A 25,819-nucleotide genomic window follows, 5' to 3' on the forward strand; every position below is an offset into this window, starting at 1 on the left:
TCTCCATAGGTTGTGCGCCGACCGGAACCCTAGATTCGGAGTCCCGGCGTTCGCGTCTTGCCGAGACGGCCCCTTCGTCCGAAGCTGCCGCCGTTCCCCTGAGTTCATCGTCCCGCGACCCTGAGAGGTGAGCGGCGCCGGCGGTCAAGGGATGAAGCGCGGGGGATTGGGGCGGGCAGTCGCGAAGCGACAACACGGCCCCGCGCGCCTTGACCACCGGGGAGGCGAACCTATGGTCGCGATGCAAGACGAGAACGAGGGGAACGGTGCGGATGAAGCGACTGCGTCGAGGCACGACGCCGCGCGGCGAGCGCCCGTCGCGCCGAAGGTGCGACACAACAGCGCGTCCGCCAGGACGAAGAGCGAAGCGAAAAAAAAGCCCCGCAAAAGCGGGGCGAATCCATGCTGCAGCGAGGGCCAACGCAGCATGCTGAGAGACAGATACACGAATGGTGAGCTTTTCCGGGAGCGGAGCGACCGGTCGGCGAGGCGCTGGCAGCCCCGACCGCAGGGAGAGGGGCGAGACTCCGCAGGAGGCTCGACGCGTAGCCCGCGCGGCGCGCGGGCGTAGCGCAACATAGCCGGTCTTTGCGAAGCAAAGACGCCCCGGAAAATGACGTGTGTTCCTCCCATTCGACGCCAAATCAGGCGCCGTGCAATTGTGCGGTTCAACCCGCGCGAACGATCGCGCGACACCGGAAGTAGCCGAGATAGCAAAGCAAACCAAGGACCGCCAGTCCGACCAAGCCTGCATATCCGATCAACACGCGTTTCACCAGATACCAATCATGAGCGACGGGAAGGCACGTCGTCGGCTCGTCCAAGTCGAGCATGACGGCAAGCGCTGGAATGTCGCGCCCGATCATGGTCGATAAATACGGTGCAAGCACCAGCATCAATGCGCTGAACGTGGCGACGGTTATCGCGTGTACGAACGCCGTCGCTAAAGCTCGTCGCGCTGACCAGCCGAGTTCGGGATATGCGATTGCCGTTTCGAGGTCGTGCCGTACCGCTAATCGCGCGGCTGCACGGACTTCCTCTAGCGAGCGCCGCAAGGGATACCTCGCGACGCTCCAATCACCTGACCCGTCTGCCGCTGCCACACATTGAGACCTGCACGATGCAACGACCACACTTCCACCGACGGTTCAGCTCGCTTTCCTATCCTTTGACATTCGCCCGATCGACGCGCGCCAGCGACCGCGTAAGCGGTCGGCGCAGCGCGCGTCGATGTTTTTTCGGGCGATACGTTCATACTCGTTGGTCTCACTCGCGTTGTTTTCTGGTTCCGCTCGCGGAACCTTGAATAGATTCTAATCATCTATATTGATGATTGCAATTGGTATGTGGAATTCGTGTGCGCCCCGAGGGAGGGAGATCCAAGGGGGAACCGGAACGGGGTTCCCCCTTGGTCGGCGAAGCCGACGCGTCCTCTCGCCGCGTCGCCCGGACGATAGAGCGCCGCCAGGCGCGATGAGGACGGACTACGCGGCGCTGGCTGGCCCGGGCACCGCCACCAGACGAAAAAAGCCCCGTCATGTTGACGGGGCAAAAGGCACAGGCTACGGGTATTCGGAAGAATCAGGCTGCGAGTCGCGCGGCCGTCACTGCGGTGCCGTTCGCCATCGGGAAGGGCCACGCGACGCGTTGCGCATCGCGAGCATCGTCCGCCTCGCATTCCGACTGCGGCTCGATCGCCTGCTTCGGGGCGGACGCCACGAAATCGGCCGATTTCGGAAACGGCCACGGTGCCGGATCGGGATTCGCGAACGGGATGTCGTCGTCATCCGGTTCCGACTCGCTGTTCGGGTCCGTCGCCAGCACCGTCGCTTGCTCATCGCTCCCATCCACTGCATGGACGTCAGCCTCGTCATCGTCCTCATCCGGACGGTAGTAGTGACGTGCCTCGCGTACCTCGGCCGCTGCCATAAACTCCGGGAGCCAGTTCTTATTGGCAAGCAGCTTCTCGGCTTCCTGCGCGGCCTCGCCCTTCTTCATCTTGGCAATGCGTGCGCCCTGCTCCTTCGACACAACCTCGCTGACGATTGCGGCGATCCGGTCCTTCGACACGTGATCGAAATAGGACTCACGCGTCGGCTTCCAATACGCGGACAGGTCGAGTTCCAGCGCGCCCGCGATGGTATTGATCGGATGCGCCTCTTCGGTGCGGCTCACGCCGTTGAGACTCAGCGCGGTACAGACCGCCAGAATGTTCAGGAGCGCCGTCTGCGACTGTTCGAGCAGCCACCCGAACAGTTCATTGGGGTTCTTCGGGAGCACGCGCGTGACGGCGAGGACCGACAGCGACAGTTGATCGTACTGCGGCAGCTTCTCGATTCCGGGAGCCGCACGGTCCATGCTGTTCATCGGCTGTTCTTCCATGATTCGGGCCGCGCTGAGATCGCTATAGCGGTCATACACGAACTCCAACACCAACCGATGCACGACGACAACGAGCGCGACGTTCGCATCCACGACCAGCGCGGACTGAACGGCCGCCGTACGATGCGCCGTGAGATTGAGCAGCAGTTTTTCCGAATGCACGCCCTTGACCTTCTTGGTCAGGCTACGCGGGACGGATTGGCCTGCTTCTTCCATCATCGCGCGTGCTTCCGCGCGGTCCTCGCGACGGATCAGGCCGCGAACGATTTCCAGCTCGCCGTCGTGGCCGACTGTGATGATTGCGCCGCTGACCTTCATCTGTTCCGGCGTGAATTGCCCGTCACGGTCGTCCATTTCGTGAATGACCGCGTAGAGCTCGTCACACTCGGCCTCCAGCTTGCCGCGATCTTCGTCGCTGAGGTACGCCGCGTCGCCTTCCTCGGCGTCGTCGCTCGCCGCGATCTTGTCGTTGAGTTCGTTCGCACGCCGTTCCGTTTCCTCGTACTTCACCTTCTCTTCGCCGCTGAACGGGGTCGGTTTGGCGTACAGTTGCGTGAACTGGTTGCGGTCGTCGTAGTCAAATTTCGGTCGGGCTTCGACCCACGTCCAGCCCTCTGCCTTGATCGTTTCGACGGTGCCTGCAATCTTCTCATCGAACAGACGCGACAGCAGGTCGCGATTGACGATGAAACCGTCATCTTGCGCCGCGAACAAGTCACGCTCCACAAGACCTCCGGCTGCCTCGTATGCGGCAACCGACACGAAGCGCACCATCCGGTCACCGAATGAAAGCTTGTCGCCTTTCAGCACGGTGCGCAGCGCGTTTGCGCTCTGATTCCACTGGCCCTTTGCACCGAACCATGCCGCTTCCTGCCGTTCGTGGTCGTCGGTGATTGCAAGCGCCTTGATCTGGTCGAGTTTGATCACGTCGCTGGCGAACAATTCGAACAGCTTGGGGGAGACATTTGCGAGTTTCAGGTGTCCGGCGACGGTTTTCGGGCTGACCTTGAACACGGTCGCGATGAATTCGGGGCTGCGCCCCTCGTCGGCAAGTGCCTTGTATGCGTAAAACTGGTCGGCCGGATGCGGCGGTACACGCAGGTCGTTTTCCGACGCGCTGGCGAGAATCGCCTCCGCTTCCGAAATCACCATGCAGCGCACCTCGAAATCGAGCGTGATATGCCCTCGATCGACATTGAGCAACAGTGCGAGGCGTCGCGTTTCGCCAGCGTCCACGCCATAGGTCTGCGCCTTCTTGGCCGCAACCTTCATGGGGTGAACGACCAGATTCTGCAGGAGGTTCACAGCAAGAATGTTGTCCGCGATTGCCTCGATGGTCGCCGGATCGCGCTTCGTCCTGCGCTGGTTATAGGGCGATGCGACCAGCCGTTTCAACGGAATCAACACCTCACTCGCACCGGCCTTCAAGGCAATCGGTCGATCGACAGTGTGTGCGTTGTCCGTCGCGTTGACGTCGGTGGCTTGGGCAATCACGGTTTGCATGGCAGTTCCTCGCAATGAAGGTTGATGGTGTGACGGGACTGCCGGGCCCCAAGATTCTGAGTCCCGGCGTAAGCCGTTCTGTCGAGTCGGCGGGCTACGCTTCGCAGCTGCCGCCGTTCCCCTGAGTTCGTCGTCCCGCGACAAAACGAGCGAGGACCGGCGACGCGTCAAGGGAACAGCGCGGGGTGGGTGCGGGATGGAGCGCAGCGACTGACACGGCCCCGCGCGCCTTGACGCGGCAGAGGCCGCAGCTACGGTCGCGGGGGATGGACGACGAACCAGGGGGACGGAGCTGTCGGTAGCGCCAGCTGCGCGACGAGGCAGAACGCCCCGCGCGGCGAGCGCGCTATCCGAGCGGTGCGCCGACGGCGCGCCGCGAGGCTGGCGGGGATGGCTCGCGCCGGGGCAAGCCGCGGGACGCGGCGCAGTCCCAAGAGCGGGATCGTCCGGTCACCGGGCCGCCGCGCGCGGCTTGCGTGCCGGTCGGCAGTGCCGTCCGGCACGCAAGGTGCGGCGGCCCGGCTGGATGCGATCGATTCCGGTGCAAAGTTCTGTGGGGGGCGAGCATGCGCTCCCCCCGCGCCTCACTTTCCGTTAGGTCCACTCATACGAAGGCAGCTGGTCAACGACGTCGCCGTCCGCGTCGATGCGGACCCACTGATAGCCGTGCTTGCGTGCCCACGCGGAAATGTCGATAAGGTCTGCGGGCAGCCCCTCCAAGTCTTCGCTCTGGATGTACATGAAGGCACCTTCGCTGTATGGCGCGACATAGGTCCACGGATTCTGGTCACCCTGGTCCTGCAATATCCGGTCCGTCGCTGCGGTGATGTGGCAGGTCGAAATGACGGGCATAGTGATCGTGTGCATTGGCTCCTCTCGAATAGAAGCGTGTTATTCGGTGTCCTTATGGACAACACGGCCGCGTGTTCCGAAGCGGTCACCTTTCCGGCAATCCCACACTTGCCATGCTCGCGCCTGGCTTTCCGTCACCCAGACTTCGCCACCTGTCGATTGCGCGGTCTCGGTACATACGCGACGCAGTTCCTTTTCCTTGTTCGCTTTTCCCTTCCCTTCGATCACGCACGTTTCCAGCTCGTCCACGATCACCTTGATGGTCCACAAGCGTGCCGTCGCCATATCTGTCACGCGTCCACAGGAACCGGAAAGCCGGCAGCGGCAAGTTCCGCTCGCGCTTGCTCGTCCCACCGCACCGGAGATTCGGATTCACAGCGGTAGGCGTATTCGAGCGCCCGCTCACGTGCCTCCGGTGTCAGAATGCCGCCGACCTTCACGGCGACCTCGCGATATGTGCCGAAGTCGTGCGCGTTGCTCTTGATGAACAGGCCGACGCCCTCCGGCGGTTCGCCCATCGCCCGCTTGATCTGGTTGATGAACGCACGGCATTCCGCGCGACTGCGTTCGGGATAGTTGGAATCGCGGATCGCTGCAGAAACTTCGTCGCACGGCGTGGGGCCGACCTCGATCGTTTCGACCATCGTGAAATCCTCCATAAAAATGAATTGACTGCCGGGCCCCAAGATTCGGAGTCCCGGCGTAGTGGGTTCTGGCGAGTCGGCGGGCTGCGCTTCGCAGCTGCCGCCGTTCCCCTGAGTTCGTCGTCCCGCGACAAAACGAGCAAGGACCGGCGACGCGTCAAGGAAGCAGCGCGGGGGTGGGTGCGGGATGGAGCGCAGCGACTGACACGGCACCGCGCGCCTTGACGCGGCAAAGGGCCGAGCTACGGTCGCGGGAGATGGACGACGAACGAGGGGGACGGAGCTGTCGGTAGCGCCAGTTGCGCGACGAGGCAGAACGCCCCGCGCGGCGAGCGCGCTATCCGAGCGGGGCGCCGACGGCGCGCCGCGAGGCTGACGGGGATGGCTCGCGCCGGGGCAAGCCGCGGGACGCGGCGCAGTCCCAAGAGCGGGATCGTCTGGTCACCGGGACGCCGCGTACGCGGCTTGCGTGACGGGCGGCGCAGCTGGCCGGCGCGCAAGATGCTGCGGCCCGGCTGGATGGCTCCGAGTGCCGAATACGACAGCGCCGACACATGGCCGGCGTCTGCAATCGCGATTGCCGCCGATTGCGCCGCTTCAAATCAGGCGGCGGCCGCGAACAGATCGAGCTGAGCGACCGGAACGGGGACGGCTTCGGCACGTGCCTGGCGGACAGGCTCCTGCTCGATGGCCTCAAAGTCGCATACGACGATTTCGCAGATCGGCGCGACGCCGTGCCAGTCGTCACGGCACAACGCGGTGTCGATGCCGCAATTCGGCTCCATTGTGATTCCGGTCTGCTCGACGAACTTGCGACAATCCGTGCTCATGCGCGGTTGATAGAACTGCGTGCCGGAATAAGCGAACGGTGCGGACGGCTGCGGGATGATGAAAACGCCATAGTCCGCGATCCGCGACGCCAGCTCGATTACCTTGTATTCGAACGTGCTGCCCGTATATCGGCCATCGAACGTCGCACCTTTCACGCGGTTGCCAAACGGCGGATTGCTGATCGCGCAATCGAACCCGTCGAAATCCTTGATCCAGTCACCGAACACGTCCGCGTGAATCCACTGTGCATCGGGCATCACCTTTCGGCCGACGCGGACATACTCGGCGCACTGTTCGACGCAAACGAGCTTGCGCGCCTTGTCCTCACACCAATACGCAAGCGATCCGATCCCGGCGCAGAGGTCGACAATCGTGTCGCACCCACTGTAAACCTCGATCGCGAAGTCGCGCGCGAGGCCACCCGGTGTAAAAAATGCACCCATTGCTGCGTTATCGCAATTCGCCCCTTCCTGGTAGTGCTCGAGCACGAACAAGCGTTCGTCGTCGGTGAGTCGGCGCTCCAGCGCGATCAGCTGTTCGACTTCCTGCATTTTCTTGGTTTGTGCGCGCGTGAGTTTCATTCGATCTATCCTTGTAGGCGTTCAGTGGGGCAATTCGGGAAGCAGCTGCATGAACGAAAAGCTGTCGAGCTTTCCGTTATCGAGCTGGAGCACAACCTCATAGCCACCGTCGTGACGGAAGCGAAGCACTGCGATGAGCGTGCCGCGCTGTCCGGCGCGGCGGTCGCCTGCACCGACGATGTAACGCGCCCCGTCCTCGACAAGTTCGAGGTCGACAAATCGAGCGATCAGTTCCGCTCGGCCGATACGGTCAGTCGTGGGCATGTCGGTGCCTCCGTCAGGCCTGTTGCGTTTGAACAAGGCCGCTGAAAGCGCCGCGGCCATGGTTCTGCCCTCCGCACGAGCACTCGCACCGCATGACTTTTCCTTGCGCGTTGAGGCATCGTGAATCGCACGCATGGCGGCTCGGATTGCTCTTGAATTCAATGACCCGCTCGACGGGAACGGGGCCAACGCTTCCCGCCAGCGGGTAGCCGACCATCATCGAAAAGCCGTCCCAGCGTCGCCCCTTCACGCCCGGAAACGCCTGCGCGAACTTCTCCCGGTCGACGCCGTGAATGTTTTTCAGCTCCTGCGTGCCGTTGAAATACTTGATGCGTGCCATTGCCGCTCCTTGCTTGCGCCGTTGAAATGCCGCCGGGCCCCAAGATTCGGAGTCCCGGCGTAGTGGGTTCTGGTGAGTCGGCGGGCTGCGCTTCGCAGCTGCCGCCGTTCCCCTGAGTTCGTCGTCCCGCGATGAAACGAGCGAGGACCGGCGACGCGTCAAGGGAACAGCGCGGGGTGGGTGCGGGATGGAGCGCAGCGACTGACACGGCCCCGCGCGCCTTGACGCGGCAGAGGCCGCAGCTACGGTCGCGGGAGATGGACGACGAACCAGGGGGACGGAGATGTCGGTAGCGCCAGCTGCGCGACGAGGCAGAATGCCCCGCGCGGCGAGCGCGCTATCCGAGCAGGGCGCCGACGGCGCACTGCGAGGCTGGCGGGGATGGCTCGCGCCGGGGCAAGCCGCGGGACGCGGCGCAGTCCCAAGAGCGGGATCGTCCGGTCACCGGGGCGCCGCGTACGCGGCTTGCGTGACGGGCGGCGCAGCTGGCCGGCGCGCAAGGTGCGGCGGCCCGGCTGGATGGCTCCGCGAGCCGGATACGAAAACGCCGGCACACGGCCGGCGTCTTGGATCGGTTGGTGCGGTCACCGTGCGGTGTCCGGGTTGCTCCCATTAACGGCTACCTTTCCGTCGGGTGTCAGGCTGAACCCGCCGACGCCGGCCAGACCCTGCGGGGCCTCCGGCGGATGCACGTAGATCACGGCCGGTTGTCTGGCGGCCGTCGGCGCCTGATCGGCGCATGCGGCGAGGCCGGCGCAGGCGACATAAACCACTGCGCCCGCGCGCATCCGGAAATTTCGAATCATTGTCTCTGGTCTCCATCAATGCGGCCACGCATCCGGACGTGGCCGCGCATGGTTCAGCCGTCAATGGTCAACAGTACGGTCCGAACTCGCGTGCCCGATTCGGCGAAAGCGTCCTCCGGCAGTTCCTCCCAGGTGCCGCCCTGGGCCTCGACGAGCGGTCGCAGTTTCTCGTTCTGTCGCGGACCGTTCGCGCAGATCGCGACGAGCCGCCCACTAGGTGCGAGGAATCCGAGCGCGTGCGAAATATGCGCGATGTCCTGCCCGTTTGCAAACGGCGGATTGATAATGATTTTGTCGAACTGGCCGAGCTCGTCGCCGCACGCGAGAAAGTCCGCGCAGACGACGCGCGCGGCGGGGAAGCGCTCCCCGAGTGCTTCCGCAAGGCCTTGATTGATTTCAACGGCTGTCACCCGAATTTCCGTGAAGTCGATCACCTCCGCCACGGCCGCAAGAATTCGCCCGGTGCCCGCGCTGAATTCTCCGATGGCGTCGCCCGGCCGAATGTGCGCCTCGTCGGCCATGCGCCCCGCGTACTCGGCGGGCGTCGGGAACAGCTGCGGCGCGCTCACCACCTGGACGCCATCGCGCAATTGCTCGCGCAGGTGCCGAAGTTTCGCGGCCCTGTCGTCGCTCCCCGCGACCGGCTCCGGATTCGTCCGTTGCGCGGACGGTTCGATCCTCCGCTCGATCACAACCGGCGCGCCGGCCGGCGCCGGGCGGTCTACCCGCTTCGCGTCGGTAATGTAGACTTGTTTGAGGGCATAGCCTGCGCCCTGTACGAGCACACGGCGCACACGGAATACGCCATGCTCGGCGGTGGCGGGAATCTTGCGAATGCTCTTGTTGTCAGCGTTGCGCTTCTTCCATTCGGCGTTGGTCATCTCGACAAAGCCCTCGCCCGGGTAATTGACAAGCGGCGCAAGCTTCGAGGTCTGCGCCACTGCTGCAGCGTCGACCGGATCGGGCGCGCGGTAATCCTTCACCTCCTCAATCGCGGTTTTCCAGCGGCTGCACCACGTCGCGACACGGGGCGGCGTCGTGGTCAGGCTGTTGATACGCCCGCCTGCCTTGTTGACGCGCTGCACGACCAGCCATTCATCACCGACGAGCACGCGGCCGCCGACCGCGATATCGAATTTTTCGGCCGCGATGCCGCCGGACTCCCCCAACATCGCGCGCTCGTACGCGAGACGATTGTCAACATGCGCGAGCCATCGCCCGTACCAATCGATCGTTTTCGCATGGGCGTCCAGCGCCACCCGGCGGACGGCTTCAACGTCCGGCGCATCCGTGTCCAGCATCCCATAGAGCGATACGCTACGCTCTTGCCCCTCCTGCTTGACATACACATGATCGTAGGCAGCAACCGCCCTCGCCTGCTCACGCGTGATGCCCTCCTTGGCCCACAATTTCGTGTAGGCACGTGCGTTATCGACCTCCTTCTGGTACTTGCGCCGGTCGGCCTCCAGGCCCTTGATACGACGGTGGCGAACATCCGGCCGTTCCTTGTATTTCGCGTGGCGAACCGCGCCGGCCGCGCGACGGGTCCAGTATTCGGACGTTTCCCATGCGTTGACGGCGCGACGCATGCCCGACTCGATGCGCTCCGCGTCACGACGCGCGCGGCGCTCGCTGTGATGCCCCACCAGAATCGGCTGACCGAGCGGGATATGCTCGGTGATACCCTGAACGTGCGCGTATGCGGCGGCGCCTTCACGCGCGCGGCTCTCGCTGTAACCTTCGAACCGGTCCGCGCGTGCTTCCGCACGATCGACCAGGCTCGTATCCTCGTCGCCAATCTCGCCGCACAATTCCAGCAGCAGGTCCTCGCGTGCAGGCGTCCACATCGGCGCGACGAAAAGATCCTGTTTCGGTGCGAAGCGGAAGCCTGCATTACTGACGCGCTGGTAAAGCTCGGTGTCGAGTCGGTGCAGCGAATACAGGCGCAGTTTGTTGTCTTCCGGCGAGTAAGTAGCGCTGAGGTTTGTCATAGCGGATTTCTCCTGTCGGGTTGAAGGCTGCCCGGGCCCCAAGATTCGGAGTCCCGGCGTAGTGGGTTCTGGCGAGTCGGCGGGCTGCGCTTCGCAGCTGCCGCCGTTCCCCTGAGTTCGTCGTCCCGCGACAAAACGAGCAAGGACCGGCGACGCGTCAAGGAAGCAGCGCGGGGGTGGGTGCGGGATGGAGCGCAGCGACTGACACGGCACCGCGCGCCTTGACGCGGCAAAGGGCCGAGCTACGGTCGCGGGGGATGGACGACGAACCAGGGGGACGGAGCTGCCGGTAGCGCCAGCTGCGCGACGAGGCAGAACGCCCCGCGCGGCGAGCGCGCTATCCGAGCGGGGCGCCGACGGCGCACTGCGAGGCTGGCGGGGATGGCTCGCGCCGGGGCAAGCCGCGGGACGCGGCGCAGTCCCAAGAGCGGGATCGTCCGGTCACCGGGCCGCCGCGTACGCGGCTTGCGTGACGGGCGGCGCAGCTGCCCGGCGCGCAAGGTGCGGCGGCTCGGCTGGATTGGCGCACCGCCTCCGGAGAGTTGCGGGCGCAGCAATCAGTAGGCGATGGCGTTGCGCAGCGCGTCGGCCTCCATGAATGCACCATGCTTCGCCATGTACCGGCCGCCCGCGACATCCAGCTTGATCACACGCAGTTTCCGCATCGTGTTAAGAGCCTTCTCGCCTTCTTCGCGCGAGCATCCGGTAATCGCCTGTACCGTTTCGATGAAATTTTCTTCGGCGTTTACGATGCGCTGCGCAATTTGCTTGGTTCCTTCCATCGTCATCCCTTCTCGCGATTGCCCGTCGTCCCGGTCGCTGGTGTTAGCGCCCGACGGACGGGCGCGGATATCATTCAATGTTCGGTGTCCTGATCACACCGGGATTTGATACGGACAGCCTGATTCTCGACCTCCTGCAATGCCGTGTGGCACTCTTGCAATCGGCCGAGAAGTACACCGAATTCCGGGTCACTCTGCAAAATCGTGCCGGCGCGATCAATCGCCCGGAGCGTTTCACTGTGCGCTTCACGAATTGCGCCAATCAGTATGTTCATCGTGGTTCTCCTTCGTGTGTGCCCGCCCCCCGGCGGGCTGATGCTTCGTTAGGCCGGTTCGGATTCAGGCTCATACACGCGGTATTGCTTGCCGCATTCCACGCGGACGCACTGTTCGAGCGTATGGTCGGCAAGCGTCGCGATCAGGAACAAGCGACGACCGCACGCACAGGCCGGAAATGCTTCGGCAGGTGCGATGATGTTGGTCGGCTCGTTGCTCGCGGACCGGACGCCCTGCTTCTGCGCGATTCGATTGGCCACGTAATCGCAGCGCGCGATCGCGATGGACAGGCCGTCCGGGTTCAGCTCATAGGCACTGTCCACCGTGGAATGCGTCGTGCCGGACACGCACACCGCATATGCTTTCTGAGGGCGATCGCGCAGTACCCACGCTTTCCCGTTTTCATGCACGATGTCGTCTTCCCTGTACATGTCGCTTCTCCGACCGAATGTGGTTTGCCTGCCGGGCCCCAAGATTCGGAGTCCCGGCGTAGTGGGTTCTGGTGAGTCGGCGGGCTGCGCTTCGCAGCTGCCGCCGTTCCCCTGAGTTCGTCGTCCCGCGACGAAACGAGCGAGGACCGGCGACGCGTCAAGGAAACAGCGCGGGGTGGGTGCGGGATGGAGCGCAGCGACTGACACGGCCCCGCGCGCCTTGACGCGGCAGAGGCCGCAGCTACGGTCGCGGGGAATGGACGACGAACGAGGGGGACGGAGCTGTCGGTAGCGCCAGCGGCGCGACGAGGCAGAACGCCCCGCGCGGCGAGCGCGCTATCCGAGCGGGGCGCCGACGGCGCACTGCGAGGCTGGCGGGGATGGCTCGCGCCGGGGCAAGCCGCGGGACGCGGCGTGGTCCCAAGAGCGGATTCGTCCGGTCACCGGGTCGCCGCGTACGCGGCTTGCGTGACGGGCGGCGTCGCCGGCCGGCGCTCAAGGTGCGGCGGACCGGCTGGATGGCTGCGCCTACCGGATACGACGACGCCAGCGCTCGGCCGGCGTCCTGTCTGGTCGCAATCGATCAGCGCATCGGCAATCCCCAAACGGAGAGGCCGCCCCCCATCGATCGGATGAACACCATCTGGCCGTTAACGGAATCGTGATGGCTGGCGACACACGCGAAGTCCTTCTCCTCGAGCTCCTGTTTCCGGTCCGCAATCAACCGCTCGCGGGTGCCGCCTGGACGGTTGAGGCGATCGTGCTTGTAGTAGCGGTCCATTGCGTCCTCGACGCTCTGCGCGTTGCCAATCTCACTCCCTTGAGACCAGTATGGCTCCCAGTACGGCTTGCTGAGTCGCTCGTTCTCGGCCACCTCGAATGCGTCCAGCTCCGCGAGATAGGCCGAATCGGAAAGGTCCACGGAACGCGACCCTGAGGCATCGCCACGCAGAATCGCGCGGCTCGCGTGTAACAGTCGCGTCTGATCACTGTCAAGCGTGGGCAAAGCCGATAGTTCGTGGAACCGCTTCATATGATGAAGCCGATCGTAGTGACACTGGCGCGCGTACAGTTGCTGTGCGGGATTTGGTTTCATGGTGATGTGTGGTTCCAGTCAGATCGTCAGGAGTGCTGTACCTTCCGTGTAGCTGTCGGGTTCGATGTGAACCGGTGTAGCCAGCAACGGCACGGCGTAATCGATCAGGCACGAGCCCAGCGCAAAACGGGCCTGCAGCCCTCTCAACAGTTCGTTGATCGCGTCCGGAACTTCGGTCGGCGCTACGTTCAGCACAAGCGGCACGCGTACGAGAATCATGGGGTTCCTTCGGGGCCGCGAACGCGGCCCCCGTGTGGATCAGTCGAGGGCGGTAATCGGCCGCCGGCGTTCCGGGTGGTTGACGGCTTCCTCCGCAAATCGGTACGCGCGTAGCAGGGTCGATCGGACCGCCTCGTAACGGTCCGCGATATGCACCTTGAACCCTTCGGCGTCGCGCCCGATCAGCACGTCAACGCCACCGATAACCGTGCGGAAATTCGGATCGCCTCGGTCATCGGGCAACGACATGACCAGTGTTCCGGCGCGGTGCGATGCCACGCAGTCGCGATGGCCGAATAGGTCGACGCATTTGTGATGCGTCCACCCGAATCGCCCCGGGTCGCTGTCGGGCTTCGCGGCACGCTCGTACAACATCGCGCCGGTAAGGTGGAACACCTCGCTTGCATGGCGATTGCACACCTCACAGGCGCCGAGCCGATCGCTTGATTGCCCCGTGTGCTTCAGGCGGTAGCGCAGCACCACGCCGGCGGCGTCGTGAACCGTGGTTTCGAGGGCGGCGGCGCTCATTGCTGTGCCCCCTTCTTCGCCCGTCGTTCGGCTTCCTTCTTCAGTGCATAGGGAAGCTTGTCCGCAATCTGCGCATCGCTCAGGGTCTCGAGCAACGTCAGCACGCTCGCGCCGTTCTCGTTGACCATGAGGGTCTTCTCCCCTGCGTGCTCACCCCATGCCGGACCGGCCGGCCCCTTGTAATCGCGATGCGCGTGGCGGTAAATGATCGCGAGCTTCTGCTTGCGCGAAAGCGAGGCGGGGTCGATGGGCTGAATAGCGTCGGACATGGCGTGACTCCAATCGGGTTGAAAAGCTGCCCGGGCCCCAAGATTCGGAGTCCCGGCGTAGTGGGTTCTGGTGAGTCGGCGGGCTGCGCTTCGCAGCTGCCGCCGTTCCCCTGAGTTCGTCGTCCCGCGACAAAACGGGCGAGGACCGGCGACGCGTCAAGGAATCAGCGCGGGGTGGGTGCGGGATGGAGCGCAGCGACTGACACGGCCCCGCGCGCCTTGACGCGGCAGAGGCCGCAGCTACGGTCGCGGGAGATGGACGACGAACCAGGGGGACGGAGATGTCGGTAGCGCCAGCTGCGCGACGTGGCAGAACGCCCCGCGCGGCGAGCGCGCTATCCGAGCGGGGCGCCGACGGCGCACCGCGAGGCTGGCGGGGATGGCTCGCGCCGGGGCAAGCCGCGGGACGCGGCGCCGTCCCAAGAGCGGGATCGTCCGGTCACCGGGTCGCCGCGTACGCGGCTTGCGTGACGGGCGGCGCAGCTGGCCGGCGCGCAAGGTGCGGCGGCCCGGCTGGATGGCTCCGCGAGCCGGATACGAAAACGCCGGCGCGAAGCCGGCGTCCATCGACGATTACGCGAACCCGAGCTCGCCCTGCGCCGCGCAATCAGGCTGCGGCACGGGGGCGGTAGGTGCGTCCGGAATGTGCCAGGTCAGCGCATCGCGCATCGATCCGACGCGATAGCGCACGCGGTCGGCGTCCTCCCCTTCGATGTCGGAGAACGCGAACGTAAATTCGTCGGCCGCTTGCTCGTTCTCGCCGATCAACCCCAGGCCGCGCGCCAGTTCGTCCACCGCCCGCCGCTGATAGTCCTCCCGACAGGCTGTACGGCGGGCGGTGATGCGCGTGCCCTCAGGCAACGGGCCTGCGTTCGACAGTGCTTCCCGCACGACCGGAATCGCCGCCTTTGCGTAGCCCGGATGAACAAGCTCACGCTCGAGCACCGGACCCGTGACAAATCGCGCGAGCGCGGAATACGCCCATTGCCCATCGAGCCATTTGTCGCCGTCGGCCACAAGTCGAACGTTACTGTCGATGGCGAAGCAACGGACCACCGGAAGGTCCGCGTCGTGTACCGCGAGATTTCGGGTAGTGGGAACGTCAAAGGGTAATGTGCCCACGTTGTGATGGGAAAACACCCGCCACGGCGACGCCCCACCGTCGACGCCATATAGCAACCGCAACAGTGCGGTATCGGCATAGAGCGTTGCGCTCAGCCCGTCGTGCACAATCGTGTCGAACCGGTCCGCGCATCCCGCTCGTTCCAGTATCGCCCGCACTTCCTCCTTCCGGCTCGCGGGCAAGGTTGCCTGCCACGAATCCTCGAATTTCAGCTTCACGACGATGTCGGGCATCTGCACCGGTCGATTGAGTTCCTGCTTCCACGATTCGATGTAGTTTTCGGGCTTGATCTCACCGCGTGGGCTTTGCAACATACCGCCACAGCAATCGGAGGCTCCGATGAACGCGCGGCGCAGGACTTCGTTGCGCGTTCCGAACGCAAACGCCGACCATTTCGGTGTATGCGGGTAGCAGTTCTTCTCGTAGTGCCGCTCAAACAAGATATAGAGTAGCTCGCCTTCGCTCGAACGGAAGGCGGCAGCACATTTGCCGGTCGTGACGGTTGCGCCCATAAATGGCTCCTATGGCAAGGGTTGATAGCTGCCCGGGCCCCAAGATTCTGAGTCCCGGCGTAGTGGGTTCTGATGAGTCGGCGGGCTGCGCTTCGCAGTTGCCGCCGTTCCCCTGAGTTCGTCGTCCCGCGACAAAACGTGCGAGGACCGGCGACGCGTCAAGGAATCAGCGCGGGGGTGGGTGCGGGATGGAGCGCAGCGACTGACACGGCCCCGCGCGCCTTGACGCGGCAAAGGGCGGAGCTACGGTCGCGGGAGATGGACGGCGAACCAGGGGGACGGAGCTGTCGGTAGCGCCAGCTGCGCGACGAGGCAGAACGCCCCGCGCGGCGAGCGCGCTATCCGAGCGGGGCGCCGCCGGCGCACTGCGAGGCTGGCGGGGATGGCTCGCGCCGGGGCAAGCCGCGGGACGCGGCGCCGTCCCAAGAGCGGGACCGTCCGGTCACCGGGCCGCCGCGTGCGCGGCTTGCGTGACGGGCGGCGTCGCCGGCCGGCGCGCAAGGTGCGGCGGCCCGGCTGGCCCTCCCCCGCCAACGCCGCGCGAAAATGCCCGCCGGAGCGAGCCGTCGTTGGCCGACGAAGCAGGCTCGCTAACCGAAGTACCAGATGCGGCACTGGTCGAGCGCGTCACGCGCGAAGGTCCATCGATAGTTGGATTCGAGTTCGTCATTGGCGAGAATGCGCTCGAACAGATTGAGCAAGCGCACGCACGAATTGCCGACGTGCGATTCCGCGTCGCACGCCATGATCTCCGGGTCCAGGTCTTTCCAAAGCTGAGGGTTGATGTTGTCCCGCACGGTACCCGGCGTTCGCGTCGATTTTTCGCTCATCATTGCCCCCCTTCAAACGACTGCATCGGAATCGGTGCGGCGCATCGCAATGTCAGCATCAAGCGAACAGTCGTAGCCGATGGTGCATCCCCCTCTCGGCGGCCGAAGCCCGTGACGGTCGCGTCGACGTTCGCGGCGAAAAAGCGCACAGTTGCGTCACAGAGGCGCGCGTCGAGAATCCCCGCTTCGGGATAGAGCCGGTCCAACGTACCGAACTGACGAAGAACGATACGGCTGATGTCGTTCCACGTCCTGCGCGGCGCACGTCGCCATGCGTTCAGCGCGTCGGTCACGATGGTGATGAGCAGCACTCGAATTTGCGCGCGGCGGATCGGCTCCCCCGTATGCGGTGGCAACGTCACGCTATACAAAATGGATTGGTTCATGGTCGTGGTTTTGGAAAGCAAGCGCCGCGCGCGACGCTCGCGAGATCAATCACACATTCAATGCGCTGGGTGGGATGCCTACAGTTCGCACCACGCAAGATCGGCCTTGGTCTCAACCGCACCGCCGAACAGGTGCTCGACCTGATACCGGATGCGCTCGCGCGCACCATCGATAGTCAGCGTGCCTCGACCGAAATACCGGCCCAGTAACGCACGCTGCTCGTCGGCCAGCAGCTTGCCGCGCCATTTCCCAGTGCATTGCCCGGTTCGATTGACGAGGAACAGACCGATTTTTGTCGCCTGCTCATGCGGATTCGGTTGTACTGCGAGCACGCGTTCAGGATCACGATCGACCGGCGCGAGGCGTGCGTCACGATAGGTTCGCTTATAGTGTGTCGGGCCTACCGCCAGACCCCAATCGACGGTATGCTGAATCCGCTGGCGAGCCTCTGCCGGGCTACGCACGACCGCCGTGTCATATGCGCGGCCGCCGCACGATTTGCGGATGTTGAAGAACGGAACGCCCGGTCGCGATTCGAAGCGCTCCACCTCGATCTGATAACGGCCGTGCGTGCTGCCGCCTTCCCAGCGCTCAACCAGTTGGGCCCTCATGCTGCCTCCGCGCGGCGGCCGAAGAGCATCAGCGCAATCGCCTCGAGGCGACCGGCCGCATCAAGAACGGATGCCCCATCCTCGGAGCGAACTGTGACGTAGTTGGATGCATTCCGTGGGCGTCCCGCAGCGTCACGCGCGACGTGCAGAATGCCCACTCCCGCCGCATGCATTCCCCGTCTCACGTACTCCGCAAACGTCGCGGCCTCGCCGAGCGCCTTGTCCATCTTGCGTATGTGCTGACGCATACGCTCCATCTTGCGCACTGCCGCGCGAAGCTCGTCCAGGTCAGGCCCGACGCTGTTCAACACGACACGATGACCGAAGGCCGCTGCATGGTCTCGATTCACGAACGCACGCACTTCGATCGTGCCAGCAAACTCGTAGCCGGTAGCGCCGACGACAGCCCGCTGAATTTCGGCTACCAATTCGGTGACACCATGATCCTGCTCGACATACAGCAGGGCGTGCAATTTCGGTTTCGTGTCGCGTCTTGTCATGGCATGGCTCCATAGGTTTGTGCTGACCGGGCCCCAAGATTCGGAGCCCTTCGTAGGGGTTTCCTTTCGGCGGGCGCTGAACCGGGTTACAGCGTTGCCGCCGTTCCCCTGAGTTCATCGCCCTGCGACCCAAGGAGCCGGAGAAGGCTGGACGTCAAGGACCCAAGTGCGGGGTGGTGCGGGATGGAGCGCAGCGACTGACACGGCCCCGCACGCCTTGACGCCCGGCCGCCGAGGGCTACGGTCGCGGCAGTGGGCGATGACGGGGAGCGGCGCGTAACGCCGTCGCTGCGATCGCGCGACAGGCCCGCGCGGGTAGCGCCCCTTCGCGTAGCGAAGCGGAGCGACTGGATTGGGCGGCCCGCGCCGGGCGAAGCCCTGGAGCGGTCTCCTCACATCTACCGGGACGGGAAAGATGCAAGCGGCGTGACAGGGCGCAGCCATGGCACACGGCTTGCCCCGTCCCGGCTGGATGCGTGCGGCGATCCCGCCGGAGCGGGGGTGGTCGTTATGACCGTGCGGTGAGGAAGCGCGACACCTGCGGCCGGCTGCGCAGGGTCACATGCTTGATCTCGGTCCAGCGCTTCCCACCACTCAGGCAAATCACCGCGTCTGCGACCGTTACGTGGGGTACCGTTCCGCTCACGTTGTCGTCGACGACCACATATCCGGCCGCGATCAGTTCGCGTACGTCCTGTTGCGTGATAGCGTCTCTCATCATGGGTCCGGTGTGATTCCGTCACGCGCGCCCGCCCAGGCGGGCGCGCCGCTCGCTCTGACGGGTTACTCGGCGCGCTGCGCGATCAGGTCGTACAGGTCCTTCCCGTCGAGACTGATCGACCGGGTGCCCGTGAACAGCGATTGCGACTTCCCGATCACTTCGCACTGCGCGATCTGCGCAAGCGCGACGAAATCGTCGTGGCTGAGCGGTGTGCCGGCAGATTCGATGTGGACCACTCCCTTCGGCGACTCACCGTGGCTCCACGGGGTCAGCTGGACGTCGATCGTCGCAATCCGTGTCGCCCCACGATGCACGCCGGTGCCGGCGACGGTGTATTGCAGTTGGCTCATCTGCTCACGCAGTTGCGCGCTGCTCACCGGCGTCACGGATGCACGACGTGCGTCGACGAAATATCAGTCGAGGTCATGCGTCAGGTCGAGGGCGGCGGCCAATTCCTCGTGCATCTTCGGATGGCGGCCGAGCTGGACAAGATGTGTGCCACTCTGGCGCACGATCCAGCCATATGTCCCGCTCGCGAAGGTGCACTCGAGGTACGCGCGGTCGTGCGTGAAGAAATCCTGCCGATAGTGCTGGAGCCGACTGTCCGGGAGGTCGATGATGCGGCTCATCACCGCAAACACGCGATCGACGCGCGCGGCGATCGCCGATTTCCGGCGCGCGTGGTCGATGGCGTCGTCGGCGATAGACGCGGGCGAGAGGTCCAGTTCAGATTGCATGTGAGTCTCCGTTGGAGGGAAAGAGGAAAAGCTGTTCGGCCGTGGGCTCTGCCGGATCTGCGGACAGCACGTCGACAACCCAGTCCGGCTTTTCGCGCGCACCGGCCCACGCCTGGGCGAAGGTGGCGAGACAGACACGACAGCACTGGCGGCGATACGACAGCGAGTCCACCGGCGCATAGATGGCGTGATGAGCCTTGCCGTCACCGCGCGGCGCACCACAGAGCGTCGTCCCGGCCAGCGGTCCGGTGTACGTCAAGTGGATGGGCGGCACCGGCGCATCGGGGGCGGTGCTTTCCGGTGCCCCCTGTTCCACCTGATAGCGTTCATATCCGGTTTCCTCCGCCTGCTTCCGTGTGGCGAATGCGATCCCGGGTACGTGCACGTGGGGGTAGAAAAACTCGCCGACTGCATTGCGCTGGTTGGTCGTCAGGCGGTGGCTGGCTGCGTGCGTGGCCCGCTGCTCAGGGGCATAGCGCTGAAATGCGCGCACGGCCGGAAATTGCTTGCGGTACTGGTTGAAGTCCATCCTGTGCTCCTGTCGAGTTTGCTGCCCGGGCCCCTAGATTCCGAGTCCCGGCGTAGAGTGGTTCTGCCGAGTTGGCGGGCTGCGCTTCGCAGCTGCCGCCGTTCCCCTGAGTTCGTCGTCCCGCGACAAAACGAGCGAGGACCGGCGACGCGTCAAGGAAGCAGCGCGGGGGTAGGTGCGGGATGGAGCGCAGCGACTGACACGGCCCCGCGCGCCTTGACGCGGCAAAGGCCGCAGCTACGGTCGCGGGTGATGGACGACGAATGAGGGGAACGGAGCTGTCGGCAGCGCCAGCTCGCGCGCGAGGCAGAACGCCGCGCGGCGAGCGCCCCATCGCGCAGCAAGCGACAGCGCCGCGAAGCGACACTTCTTCGACGTGCCAAGCCGGGCAAGCATCGCGTGACCGGCGGCAGGCAGGGACGCCGGGCGAATTCAGCCCGGCTGGATCGGGCCGTCGCCCTGCCCTGCAGTCTCGGCATCGGGAGACTGCAGGTACAGCGTCGGACAGAGCGTCTATCGGCGACCGACGTCCAATGCATCGACGCGCTTCTCCCAATGTTCGGCGATCGCCGCTGCGTTCTGAGTCCCTGAAATCGCCGCATCGAATCGTCTCAAGCGGAAGGTCCGAAACGCCAACATGGGGCTGTCTGCATTGAGGTGTCCCGTGCACTCGAGGTGGTCGTGGAGCGCACCGACTGCGTGATGAAGCGGCATCAGCGTGCCGCGTGCGCGCAGTTCGGCCAGCAGTGTCGGGGTGTCGACCGCGCGCAACTGGGTTGGTTGCGGCGACACCGGCGCGCCCATCACCTCATCCACCAGCCGGCAAGCCTGCGGGAATTTCCCTCTCATTGCCGGATATTCGGCAAGTGCCGCAGCGCTCGGCAAAGCCCGATCGGTCAGAAAGTCGGGGGCGTCGCCCGAATGCGCGTACAGCGCGTTGTTGACCTCGCTCCGATGTGCCTGCATCAGACCCGCGATGCCGGTTTCGTCGACGAATCTGAGACTGACGCCGAGGAAAAACACCTCTGCTGCTCGGCCGTGATTCTTCAGCGGCACGATGTGCGCGTGCTCGCAGAACTGGAGGAACGTGAGTTGCTGCGGCTCGAGTTCATCGCGGGTTCGGGTTGTGGCTGTGCGCGTCGGAACGGGCGACGGCTGATCGCGGTCGATCGGATTGACGCGGCTGTCGGCCACGGTAAGTTCGTTGTCGAGTTTGGCTGCTGCTTTCATGGATCGCTCCTGTGGTGTTGAGCTGGCCGGGCCCCTAGATTCCGAGTCCCGGCGTAATGGGTTCTGGTGAGTCGGCGGGCTGCGCTTCGCAGCTGCCGCCGTTCCCCTGAGTTCGTCGTCCCGCGACAAAACGAGCGAGGACCGACGACGCGTCAAGGAAACAGCGCGGGGTGGGTGCGGGATGGAGCGCAGCGACTGACACGGCTCCGCGCGCCTTGACGCGGCAGAGGCCGCAGCTACGGTCGCGGGGGATGGACGACGAACCAGGGGGACGGCGCTGCCGGCAGCGCCAGCTCGTGCGCGAGGCAGGACGCCGCGCGGCGAGCGCGTATCCGAGCTGCGGCACGCAGCGAGGCTCGACAGGGGCACCGCGCCCCAGGGCGAAGCCGCTGCGCGGCGCAGCCCGAAGAGCGGTCAATTTGAATTCTCGGGGCGCGACGTCGCTACGGCGCGCTCCGCCGTCCAGGCGGCCGCGCACGCGCGATGCGACCCGACTGGATCACGCAGAATTTCGAAGGGAGATTCGTTCGCTGGGCGTTAAGTGCGAACGAGCTCGCACAGGGACAGCCCGTCGCTCGCCAGTTGTGCTGCCGCGAGCGAATCATGTGCGGCCGAAAACAGGTCGACCTGGCGGGAGGCCGCATCGAGCGGCGGAAGCGACAAGGCAAACCGGCTCGCGCTCGTCCCATCGATGCTGTTGGCGCCTGCAGCAGCACAGATCCGGATGCGCCGAACCGAATTGACCCGACCGACATGCAGATAGCAGTTGCGTCGGCGCGCGACGGATCCCCACGCGCCCGTGGTAGCCTCCTTCCACTGCGTCGAGCCTCCGACAAAGATCCCGACAATCGGCGACAGCAGTTCCCGCACGTCATCGATCTCCATGCCATCCTGTACCGCGACCAGCAACTGACGAGGAAAGCCCCGAAGCCGTTCGAGCCAGGTCAACGAATACTCCAGCGAGCGCAGACCACCGGCCACGATGTCCGGAAGCACAATCCAGTCCGCACCCTCGCCGACCTTGTCCAGCGCACGCATGAATGTGTCCTCGTCAAACGCCCGTCCCTGTTGGTACGCCGTCCATGCGCCGTTGTCGAGCGCGTACGGCATGCCTTCCGTACGCAGCACGCCGGCGGCGGAGACCAGCAGATGCCAGCCCGCCGCGCGCAGCGCGTCGAGATTGCGCCGGGTGCCGGTTCGACTCGCATAGCCAACCAATGGTCCGCGGTGCATGACGAGCCGTTCGTCAATCGCCAGATCGTCGTCGGCCGATCCGTCCACACAATTATAGTCCGCATAGGCCATTACGCTTTGCGCCCAGCCCAGTTGTTCGCCACTCGCGTATGGGCGTGCCCAGGTAGGCATGGCGGGATCACGCGCGCGTGAGGCGGTTTGGTTAGCCATATCAGTTCTGTCGCAATCGCTGTTCCACATTGTTGGTGTCTCGTTCTGGATGGTCGGTCACGCCGCGAAGGGAAGCTCGACCTGCGCGCCCGCTGTTGTCGCCTTATGCGACCAGGCAGCCCGTGCCGACGCCGGCAGCGAGCCATACCGCACGGCCTGACGGAGCAGCGTCTCAAGGTCGTACTCGAGATTCAGGCCCAAGCGGTCCTTGAAAGCCGTGCGACGGGCGATGTCGTCGTGTTCGCGCTGTTGCCCATGCGACAGCGTCAGCACGCCGTAGCTGAGATACCAGCGGTAGCCGGCGGTGATGCCGCCCGGGAAGAAGCCGCGATCGTGCATTTCGAGCAGACGATCGAGCTCGAATTCGAGGATCAGCTCGGCCGACTCCTCGTCGACTTCGAAACGTTGGCCGGTCATCACCTCCCACGTGCTGCGTCCATCCTTGTAGTGCAGGATCTTCGGCGCACAGGGCGAGTCTTCCGTGAGGGCTTCGAACAGCGGATCCCGAAATCCAGTCCACTGGTCGCCGGAGTCGTCCCAGTCGTTCCCGACGTGCAGAAACATCGGCTCGGGCATGCTCTTCGGCGGCAGGGCAACGAGATCCGGGACGTCATAGCTCATACCGTGCAGGTAGATGTCACGGTAGTCGGCCCAGATCGAGAACGGTGCGGCAAGGCCCTGGAGCGACTGCATCGCGTCGACGGCGATCATGGTCGTCAGCGGCAACGTCTGAAACTTCGGCTTCGTTCCAGTCCGCCGCGCGCGAACCAACTCGTCACGATCGATCGTCATCATGTATCGCACGAGCTCCCGGACAGTCGCTGCGCTGAAGGTATCGGGTTCGATGCACACGTAGCCCGCGTGGATTGTGCGGCCAACCCAGTTGCGCCGGGTCCAGTCGTAGCGGATGGCTCGGATGAACTTGTTGAGCCGGTTCAGGCCGCGCGCGTAGGCGTACCGTTCCTCGTCGAAGTTGATCATCTCTTCGAGGGATCGGTCTTCGGCCTGCTGGCACGTCCAGCAGCCGGTGCGCGCGTCACAGTGCCCGCGGCGCTTACGCTTGCCTGCCGTTGCCTCTTCGAAGCTCAGGTCCGACACGATCGCGCAGCTGCTGTTGCCGGCGTGCGCGTAAATCCGGGACGTCTCGCGAAAATCCGTGTAGGTCGCGCGGAGCTCGGAAGTCACTTCGCCGATAAATTCCCACACGTCCTCGGTCGAAAAATCGGCGATCGGGCATAGCGTCAGGTCGCCCTCGTCGTTGCGCGTTGGTACATCGGCGCGATCTCCACGCGACTGCATTCCGGCCTTTCTCTTCGCACTTTCCGTGAACCTGCTACCCAAGCACACGACCGGCTCGGCATACCCTCGTTGCTTTGCCGAACGGGCAAGCCGGTTTCGGAATACCCGCGACGGTTCGATCTTCAGCGATACCGAGCAATCCGAATTGGTTCCTGCATAACTCGGTAGCGCTCGGCCACTCAGGATCGTAACCTGCCAAGACGTCGCCAGTGACGGCGCGACGGTCTGTACATGTACGGAGAACCCGTTCGCTTCACCGTAGGCGTGCATCTTGGCCAACTCGCGCTGCGCATGCTCGACCATCTCCGGCGACTCGACACCGGTATCCGCTGTGACCACGCAGACGAGTGGCTTTCCGCCCGTGGCCGCGTGCTGCCGTGCGGCTTCCAACGTCAACGCCGCGACGACCCCACTGTCCTTTCCCGCGCTGAATTGGCAAATCGCGATACGATTTTCCTCAAATAGCTTGCGCAGCGCAGTTACAGCGCGTTCCACGCGCTGCGCGAGTGTCGGCCGCACCTCTTGAAGTGAAAACAGTTCGATCGTCTGCATGATTGCTCCATCCGCGTGTCGTTGAATCCGCCGGGCCCCTAGATTCCGAGTCCCGGCGTAGAGTGGTTCTGCCGAGTTGGCGGGCTGCGCTTCGCAGCTGCCGCCGTTCCCCTGAGTTCGTCGTCCCGCGACGAAACGAGCGAGGACCGGCGACGCGTCAAGGAAACAGCGCGGGGGCGGTGCGGGATGGAGCGCAGCGACTGACACGGCCCCGCGCGCCTTGACGCGGCAGAGGCCGCAGCTACGGTCGCGGGGTATGGACGACGAACGAGGGGAACGGAGCTGTCGGCAGCGCCAGCTCGCGCGCGAGGCAGAACGCCGCGCGGCGAGCGCCTACTCGCGCGGCAAGCGATAGCGCAGCGGCGCGACACTTCTCTGGGGTGGGACGCGCGGGACGAAAGGCCGGCGCGTCGCATGGACACCGGCGCCCGGTACGGTGGGACTGGCTGGCCAGTCCACCGGGCGACGGCAGATCAGGAGGGCGGAACCGGAATCAGAAACGTGCGGCGATCTTCGGTTCGATAAGGCGGTACAGCTCGGCCGACTGTTCGGTTGTCAGGCCGGGGACGAGCGCATAGTCGATGCACCGGATCGTGAGACGCTTCAGCTCGAGCTCGAGCGTGCCCAATGCGAAAAGGCTGCAGACCATGTCCGGGTGCACGATAGACGCGAGCACGTCGAGAAGCGGGCTGGTTGCCTCGCTGAGATCAGCGTCCAGGACCGCGATTGCGTCTGAAATGGGCGAAGGAAGGAAAGAGGTCATGTGCCGACGTGAAAGTAGGCCGCAAGTATACTGGCCTCGTGTCGAACACACCACTCGGCAAAGTCGGCTCTCCGCTCTCAAATAAATCATAAGCACTATTTATACTGAGCTGAATTTTAACCATCCGTTGCACAGTGCCCGAATGTGCGGTTTAATAGCTTCACTCTGGAGACCAGAGCTCACAGTTGTTCTTCCCCAAAAAGGCAGTCGAAGGCCCGCGAAAGCGGGCTTTTGGCTTTCTGGCGTCTGCAGCGGCTCGCCGGCGCGGCCTCTTAGTTCGCTGCGCGCCCCAGTAATGATGGCCGCCAGCGCCCGAATCGCTTTTCCTTGACCTGGCTGACCGCACACACTGCGATTCTCGATGGGACTGCAGCTACACCGGTGCAAACCGAATTTCGAGCGAACGCGTCATCCGTCGGCAACGAGCCGCATTCGCTCCAGCTCGACCCACACTATGGAAGTCGGGACCCAGCCGATTTGAGCCCCTGCCGATGCCGGGTCACCACTTGCCCCTCTCCACCTCACGCGAGCGTCTCCTGCGCGCTCTACGCGTGCTGCCGACACCAGTCCCGACCGAGAATCCCCCCTTCCCTGCTGAACAGGGGTAGACGATGACCGGCCGGAAACGGAACACGGCAATTGGCGAGCACACGAGCGCGTTGATTTACGGGGCGGCTTGCTGCCCCGTAAATCTTTTACGCGCACTTGGGATCCGGCGTGCCGGCGGCACGACGGATCCTTAGTGCCTGCCGCACGATGTACGTGGTGAAAGAGTGGTGTGCTCGTCACACTGCCCCGGAGGGGCCACGATAATGCCTTTGGGGGG

The 25,819-nt window shown here is 64.5% G+C and carries 30 protein-coding genes; all 30 read right to left on the reverse strand.

Annotation, left to right across the window (positions count from 1 at the left end; all coding sequences use genetic code 11):
• Positions 1-668: 668 nt before the first annotated feature.
• The 30 genes from GD429_RS40315 to GD429_RS07345 all read right to left on the reverse strand — a co-directional run bounded on the left by GD429_RS40315 (position 669) and on the right by GD429_RS07345 (position 24,993).
• Entirely contained in the window at positions 669-899 is a 231-nt protein-coding gene (locus GD429_RS40315) for a hypothetical protein (RefSeq protein WP_193727072.1), read from the reverse strand.
• 682 nt (positions 900-1,581) lie between these two features.
• Positions 1,582-3,885, reverse strand: a complete 2,304-nt coding sequence (locus GD429_RS07205; RefSeq protein ID WP_152856313.1) for a ParB/RepB/Spo0J family partition protein — start codon at positions 3,883-3,885, stop codon at positions 1,582-1,584.
• A 594-nt stretch (positions 3,886-4,479) separates the two neighbouring features.
• Positions 4,480-4,752: a hypothetical protein gene (locus GD429_RS07210; protein WP_052101713.1), complete on the reverse strand. Its 273-nt coding sequence runs from the start codon at positions 4,750-4,752 to the stop codon at positions 4,480-4,482.
• A 24-nt stretch (positions 4,753-4,776) separates the two neighbouring features.
• Positions 4,777-5,007: a hypothetical protein gene (locus tag GD429_RS07215; protein WP_152856314.1), complete on the reverse strand. Its 231-nt coding sequence runs from the start codon at positions 5,005-5,007 to the stop codon at positions 4,777-4,779.
• A gap of 20 nt (positions 5,008-5,027) precedes the next feature.
• Positions 5,028-5,381: a hypothetical protein gene (locus GD429_RS07220; RefSeq protein WP_152856315.1), complete on the reverse strand. Its 354-nt coding sequence runs from the start codon at positions 5,379-5,381 to the stop codon at positions 5,028-5,030.
• Between the two features lie 602 nt (positions 5,382-5,983).
• A complete protein-coding gene (locus GD429_RS07225) occupies positions 5,984-6,793 on the reverse strand; it encodes a methyltransferase (protein ID WP_227791576.1) in 810 nt (269 codons plus the stop codon).
• Between the two features lie 21 nt (positions 6,794-6,814).
• Positions 6,815-7,057: a hypothetical protein gene (locus GD429_RS07230; RefSeq protein WP_152856316.1), complete on the reverse strand. Its 243-nt coding sequence runs from the start codon at positions 7,055-7,057 to the stop codon at positions 6,815-6,817.
• Positions 7,058-7,070: 13 nt separating this feature from the next.
• Positions 7,071-7,397, reverse strand: coding sequence for a hypothetical protein (locus GD429_RS07235; protein ID WP_152856317.1), 327 nt, complete (start codon positions 7,395-7,397; stop codon positions 7,071-7,073).
• A gap of 584 nt (positions 7,398-7,981) precedes the next feature.
• Positions 7,982-8,203 (reverse strand): hypothetical protein, encoded by a 222-nt coding sequence (locus GD429_RS07240; RefSeq protein WP_152856318.1) that lies wholly within the window; start codon positions 8,201-8,203, stop codon positions 7,982-7,984.
• Between the two features lie 53 nt (positions 8,204-8,256).
• Entirely contained in the window at positions 8,257-10,194 is a 1,938-nt protein-coding gene (locus tag GD429_RS07245) for a DUF3560 domain-containing protein (RefSeq protein WP_152856319.1), read from the reverse strand.
• A 557-nt stretch (positions 10,195-10,751) separates the two neighbouring features.
• Complete coding sequence (locus GD429_RS07250) at positions 10,752-11,054, reverse strand: hypothetical protein (RefSeq protein ID WP_152856320.1); 303 nt, start codon at positions 11,052-11,054, stop codon at positions 10,752-10,754.
• Entirely contained in the window at positions 11,051-11,251 is a 201-nt protein-coding gene (locus GD429_RS07255) for a hypothetical protein (RefSeq protein ID WP_152856321.1), read from the reverse strand. Before GD429_RS07255 ends, GD429_RS07250 begins: the two co-directional genes overlap by 4 nt.
• A gap of 48 nt (positions 11,252-11,299) precedes the next feature.
• A complete protein-coding gene (locus GD429_RS40320) occupies positions 11,300-11,599 on the reverse strand; it encodes a hypothetical protein (protein WP_193727073.1) in 300 nt (99 codons plus the stop codon).
• A 667-nt stretch (positions 11,600-12,266) separates the two neighbouring features.
• Positions 12,267-12,779, reverse strand: a complete 513-nt coding sequence (locus tag GD429_RS07265; protein WP_152856322.1) for a hypothetical protein — start codon at positions 12,777-12,779, stop codon at positions 12,267-12,269.
• 18 nt (positions 12,780-12,797) lie between these two features.
• Positions 12,798-12,998, reverse strand: coding sequence for a hypothetical protein (locus GD429_RS07270; protein ID WP_152856323.1), 201 nt, complete (start codon positions 12,996-12,998; stop codon positions 12,798-12,800).
• 39 nt (positions 12,999-13,037) lie between these two features.
• Positions 13,038-13,526: a hypothetical protein gene (locus tag GD429_RS07275; RefSeq protein ID WP_152856324.1), complete on the reverse strand. Its 489-nt coding sequence runs from the start codon at positions 13,524-13,526 to the stop codon at positions 13,038-13,040.
• Positions 13,523-13,795: a hypothetical protein gene (locus tag GD429_RS07280; protein ID WP_152856325.1), complete on the reverse strand. Its 273-nt coding sequence runs from the start codon at positions 13,793-13,795 to the stop codon at positions 13,523-13,525. The genes GD429_RS07275 and GD429_RS07280 overlap by 4 nt, the downstream gene beginning before the upstream one ends.
• Before the next feature lie 573 nt (positions 13,796-14,368).
• A complete protein-coding gene (locus GD429_RS07285; RefSeq protein WP_152856326.1) occupies positions 14,369-15,430 on the reverse strand; it encodes a hypothetical protein in 1,062 nt (353 codons plus the stop codon).
• A 590-nt stretch (positions 15,431-16,020) separates the two neighbouring features.
• On the reverse strand, positions 16,021-16,263 hold the full coding sequence (locus tag GD429_RS07290; protein WP_152856327.1) for a hypothetical protein: 243 nt from the start codon (positions 16,261-16,263) through the stop codon (positions 16,021-16,023).
• On the reverse strand, positions 16,260-16,646 hold the full coding sequence (locus tag GD429_RS07295; RefSeq protein ID WP_152856328.1) for a hypothetical protein: 387 nt from the start codon (positions 16,644-16,646) through the stop codon (positions 16,260-16,262). Before GD429_RS07295 ends, GD429_RS07290 begins: the two co-directional genes overlap by 4 nt.
• Positions 16,647-16,724: 78 nt before the next feature.
• Positions 16,725-17,258, reverse strand: coding sequence for a hypothetical protein (locus GD429_RS07300; protein ID WP_152856329.1), 534 nt, complete (start codon positions 17,256-17,258; stop codon positions 16,725-16,727).
• Entirely contained in the window at positions 17,255-17,758 is a 504-nt protein-coding gene (locus GD429_RS07305) for a hypothetical protein (protein WP_152856330.1), read from the reverse strand. Before GD429_RS07305 ends, GD429_RS07300 begins: the two co-directional genes overlap by 4 nt.
• Positions 17,759-18,266: 508 nt before the next feature.
• The gene (locus GD429_RS07310; RefSeq protein WP_152856331.1) at positions 18,267-18,479 is read right to left on the reverse strand and encodes a hypothetical protein; all 213 of its coding nucleotides are present in this window, start codon (positions 18,477-18,479) and stop codon (positions 18,267-18,269) included.
• Between the two features lie 62 nt (positions 18,480-18,541).
• A complete protein-coding gene (locus GD429_RS07315; RefSeq protein ID WP_152856332.1) occupies positions 18,542-18,829 on the reverse strand; it encodes a hypothetical protein in 288 nt (95 codons plus the stop codon).
• Positions 18,830-18,892: 63 nt separating this feature from the next.
• Positions 18,893-19,216 (reverse strand): hypothetical protein, encoded by a 324-nt coding sequence (locus tag GD429_RS07320; RefSeq protein WP_152856333.1) that lies wholly within the window; start codon positions 19,214-19,216, stop codon positions 18,893-18,895.
• Complete coding sequence (locus GD429_RS07325; RefSeq protein WP_152856334.1) at positions 19,206-19,745, reverse strand: hypothetical protein; 540 nt, start codon at positions 19,743-19,745, stop codon at positions 19,206-19,208. Before GD429_RS07325 ends, GD429_RS07320 begins: the two co-directional genes overlap by 11 nt.
• 513 nt (positions 19,746-20,258) lie before the next feature.
• Positions 20,259-20,975, reverse strand: a complete 717-nt coding sequence (locus GD429_RS07330) for a hypothetical protein (protein WP_152856335.1) — start codon at positions 20,973-20,975, stop codon at positions 20,259-20,261.
• A 537-nt stretch (positions 20,976-21,512) separates the two neighbouring features.
• Complete coding sequence (locus tag GD429_RS07335) at positions 21,513-22,280, reverse strand: hypothetical protein (protein ID WP_227791577.1); 768 nt, start codon at positions 22,278-22,280, stop codon at positions 21,513-21,515.
• 156 nt (positions 22,281-22,436) lie between these two features.
• Positions 22,437-24,230: a phosphoadenosine phosphosulfate reductase family protein gene (locus GD429_RS07340; protein WP_152856336.1), complete on the reverse strand. Its 1,794-nt coding sequence runs from the start codon at positions 24,228-24,230 to the stop codon at positions 22,437-22,439.
• A gap of 493 nt (positions 24,231-24,723) precedes the next feature.
• The gene (locus tag GD429_RS07345; protein ID WP_124759635.1) at positions 24,724-24,993 is read right to left on the reverse strand and encodes a hypothetical protein; all 270 of its coding nucleotides are present in this window, start codon (positions 24,991-24,993) and stop codon (positions 24,724-24,726) included.
• Between the last annotated feature and the right edge of the window lie 826 nt (positions 24,994-25,819).

It is taken from the genome of Burkholderia sp. BE17 (genome assembly GCF_009362305.1).
GTDB lineage: Bacteria > Pseudomonadota > Gammaproteobacteria > Burkholderiales > Burkholderiaceae > Burkholderia > Burkholderia pyrrocinia_C.

What these genes read in the sequence shown, in the direction of transcription:
- GD429_RS07220 (WP_152856315.1), bottom strand. Translation starts at nt 5,381, where the DNA reads ATGGTCGAAACGATCGAGGTCGGCCCCACGCCGTGCGACGAAGTTTCT.
- GD429_RS07340 (WP_152856336.1), bottom strand. Translation starts at nt 24,230, where the DNA reads ATGCAGACGATCGAACTGTTTTCACTTCAAGAGGTGCGGCCGACACTC.
- GD429_RS07320 (WP_152856333.1), bottom strand. Translation starts at nt 19,216, where the DNA reads ATGCAATCTGAACTGGACCTCTCGCCCGCGTCTATCGCCGACGACGCC.
- GD429_RS07315 (WP_152856332.1), bottom strand. Translation starts at nt 18,829, where the DNA reads ATGAGCCAACTGCAATACACCGTCGCCGGCACCGGCGTGCATCGTGGG.
- GD429_RS07270 (WP_152856323.1), bottom strand. Translation starts at nt 12,998, where the DNA reads ATGATTCTCGTACGCGTGCCGCTTGTGCTGAACGTAGCGCCGACCGAA.
- GD429_RS07265 (WP_152856322.1), bottom strand. Translation starts at nt 12,779, where the DNA reads ATGAAACCAAATCCCGCACAGCAACTGTACGCGCGCCAGTGTCACTAC.
- GD429_RS07285 (WP_152856326.1), bottom strand. Translation starts at nt 15,430, where the DNA reads ATGGGCGCAACCGTCACGACCGGCAAATGTGCTGCCGCCTTCCGTTCG.
- GD429_RS07255 (WP_152856321.1), bottom strand. Translation starts at nt 11,251, where the DNA reads ATGAACATACTGATTGGCGCAATTCGTGAAGCGCACAGTGAAACGCTC.
- GD429_RS07290 (WP_152856327.1), bottom strand. Translation starts at nt 16,263, where the DNA reads ATGATGAGCGAAAAATCGACGCGAACGCCGGGTACCGTGCGGGACAAC.
- GD429_RS07240 (WP_152856318.1), bottom strand. Translation starts at nt 8,203, where the DNA reads ATGATTCGAAATTTCCGGATGCGCGCGGGCGCAGTGGTTTATGTCGCC.
- GD429_RS07305 (WP_152856330.1), bottom strand. Translation starts at nt 17,758, where the DNA reads ATGACAAGACGCGACACGAAACCGAAATTGCACGCCCTGCTGTATGTC.
- GD429_RS07330 (WP_152856335.1), bottom strand. Translation starts at nt 20,975, where the DNA reads ATGAAAGCAGCAGCCAAACTCGACAACGAACTTACCGTGGCCGACAGC.
- GD429_RS07310 (WP_152856331.1), bottom strand. Translation starts at nt 18,479, where the DNA reads ATGATGAGAGACGCTATCACGCAACAGGACGTACGCGAACTGATCGCG.
- GD429_RS07230 (WP_152856316.1), bottom strand. Translation starts at nt 7,057, where the DNA reads ATGCCCACGACTGACCGTATCGGCCGAGCGGAACTGATCGCTCGATTT.
- GD429_RS07295 (WP_152856328.1), bottom strand. Translation starts at nt 16,646, where the DNA reads ATGAACCAATCCATTTTGTATAGCGTGACGTTGCCACCGCATACGGGG.
- GD429_RS07225 (WP_227791576.1), bottom strand. Translation starts at nt 6,793, where the DNA reads ATGAAACTCACGCGCGCACAAACCAAGAAAATGCAGGAAGTCGAACAG.
- GD429_RS07325 (WP_152856334.1), bottom strand. Translation starts at nt 19,745, where the DNA reads ATGGACTTCAACCAGTACCGCAAGCAATTTCCGGCCGTGCGCGCATTT.
- GD429_RS07235 (WP_152856317.1), bottom strand. Translation starts at nt 7,397, where the DNA reads ATGGCACGCATCAAGTATTTCAACGGCACGCAGGAGCTGAAAAACATT.
- GD429_RS07245 (WP_152856319.1), bottom strand. Translation starts at nt 10,194, where the DNA reads ATGACAAACCTCAGCGCTACTTACTCGCCGGAAGACAACAAACTGCGC.
- GD429_RS07335 (WP_227791577.1), bottom strand. Translation starts at nt 22,280, where the DNA reads ATGGCCTATGCGGACTATAATTGTGTGGACGGATCGGCCGACGACGAT.
- GD429_RS07205 (WP_152856313.1), bottom strand. Translation starts at nt 3,885, where the DNA reads ATGCAAACCGTGATTGCCCAAGCCACCGACGTCAACGCGACGGACAAC.
- GD429_RS07345 (WP_124759635.1), bottom strand. Translation starts at nt 24,993, where the DNA reads ATGACCTCTTTCCTTCCTTCGCCCATTTCAGACGCAATCGCGGTCCTG.
- GD429_RS07280 (WP_152856325.1), bottom strand. Translation starts at nt 13,795, where the DNA reads ATGTCCGACGCTATTCAGCCCATCGACCCCGCCTCGCTTTCGCGCAAG.
- GD429_RS07275 (WP_152856324.1), bottom strand. Translation starts at nt 13,526, where the DNA reads ATGAGCGCCGCCGCCCTCGAAACCACGGTTCACGACGCCGCCGGCGTG.
- GD429_RS07300 (WP_152856329.1), bottom strand. Translation starts at nt 17,258, where the DNA reads ATGAGGGCCCAACTGGTTGAGCGCTGGGAAGGCGGCAGCACGCACGGC.
- GD429_RS07210 (WP_052101713.1), bottom strand. Translation starts at nt 4,752, where the DNA reads ATGCACACGATCACTATGCCCGTCATTTCGACCTGCCACATCACCGCA.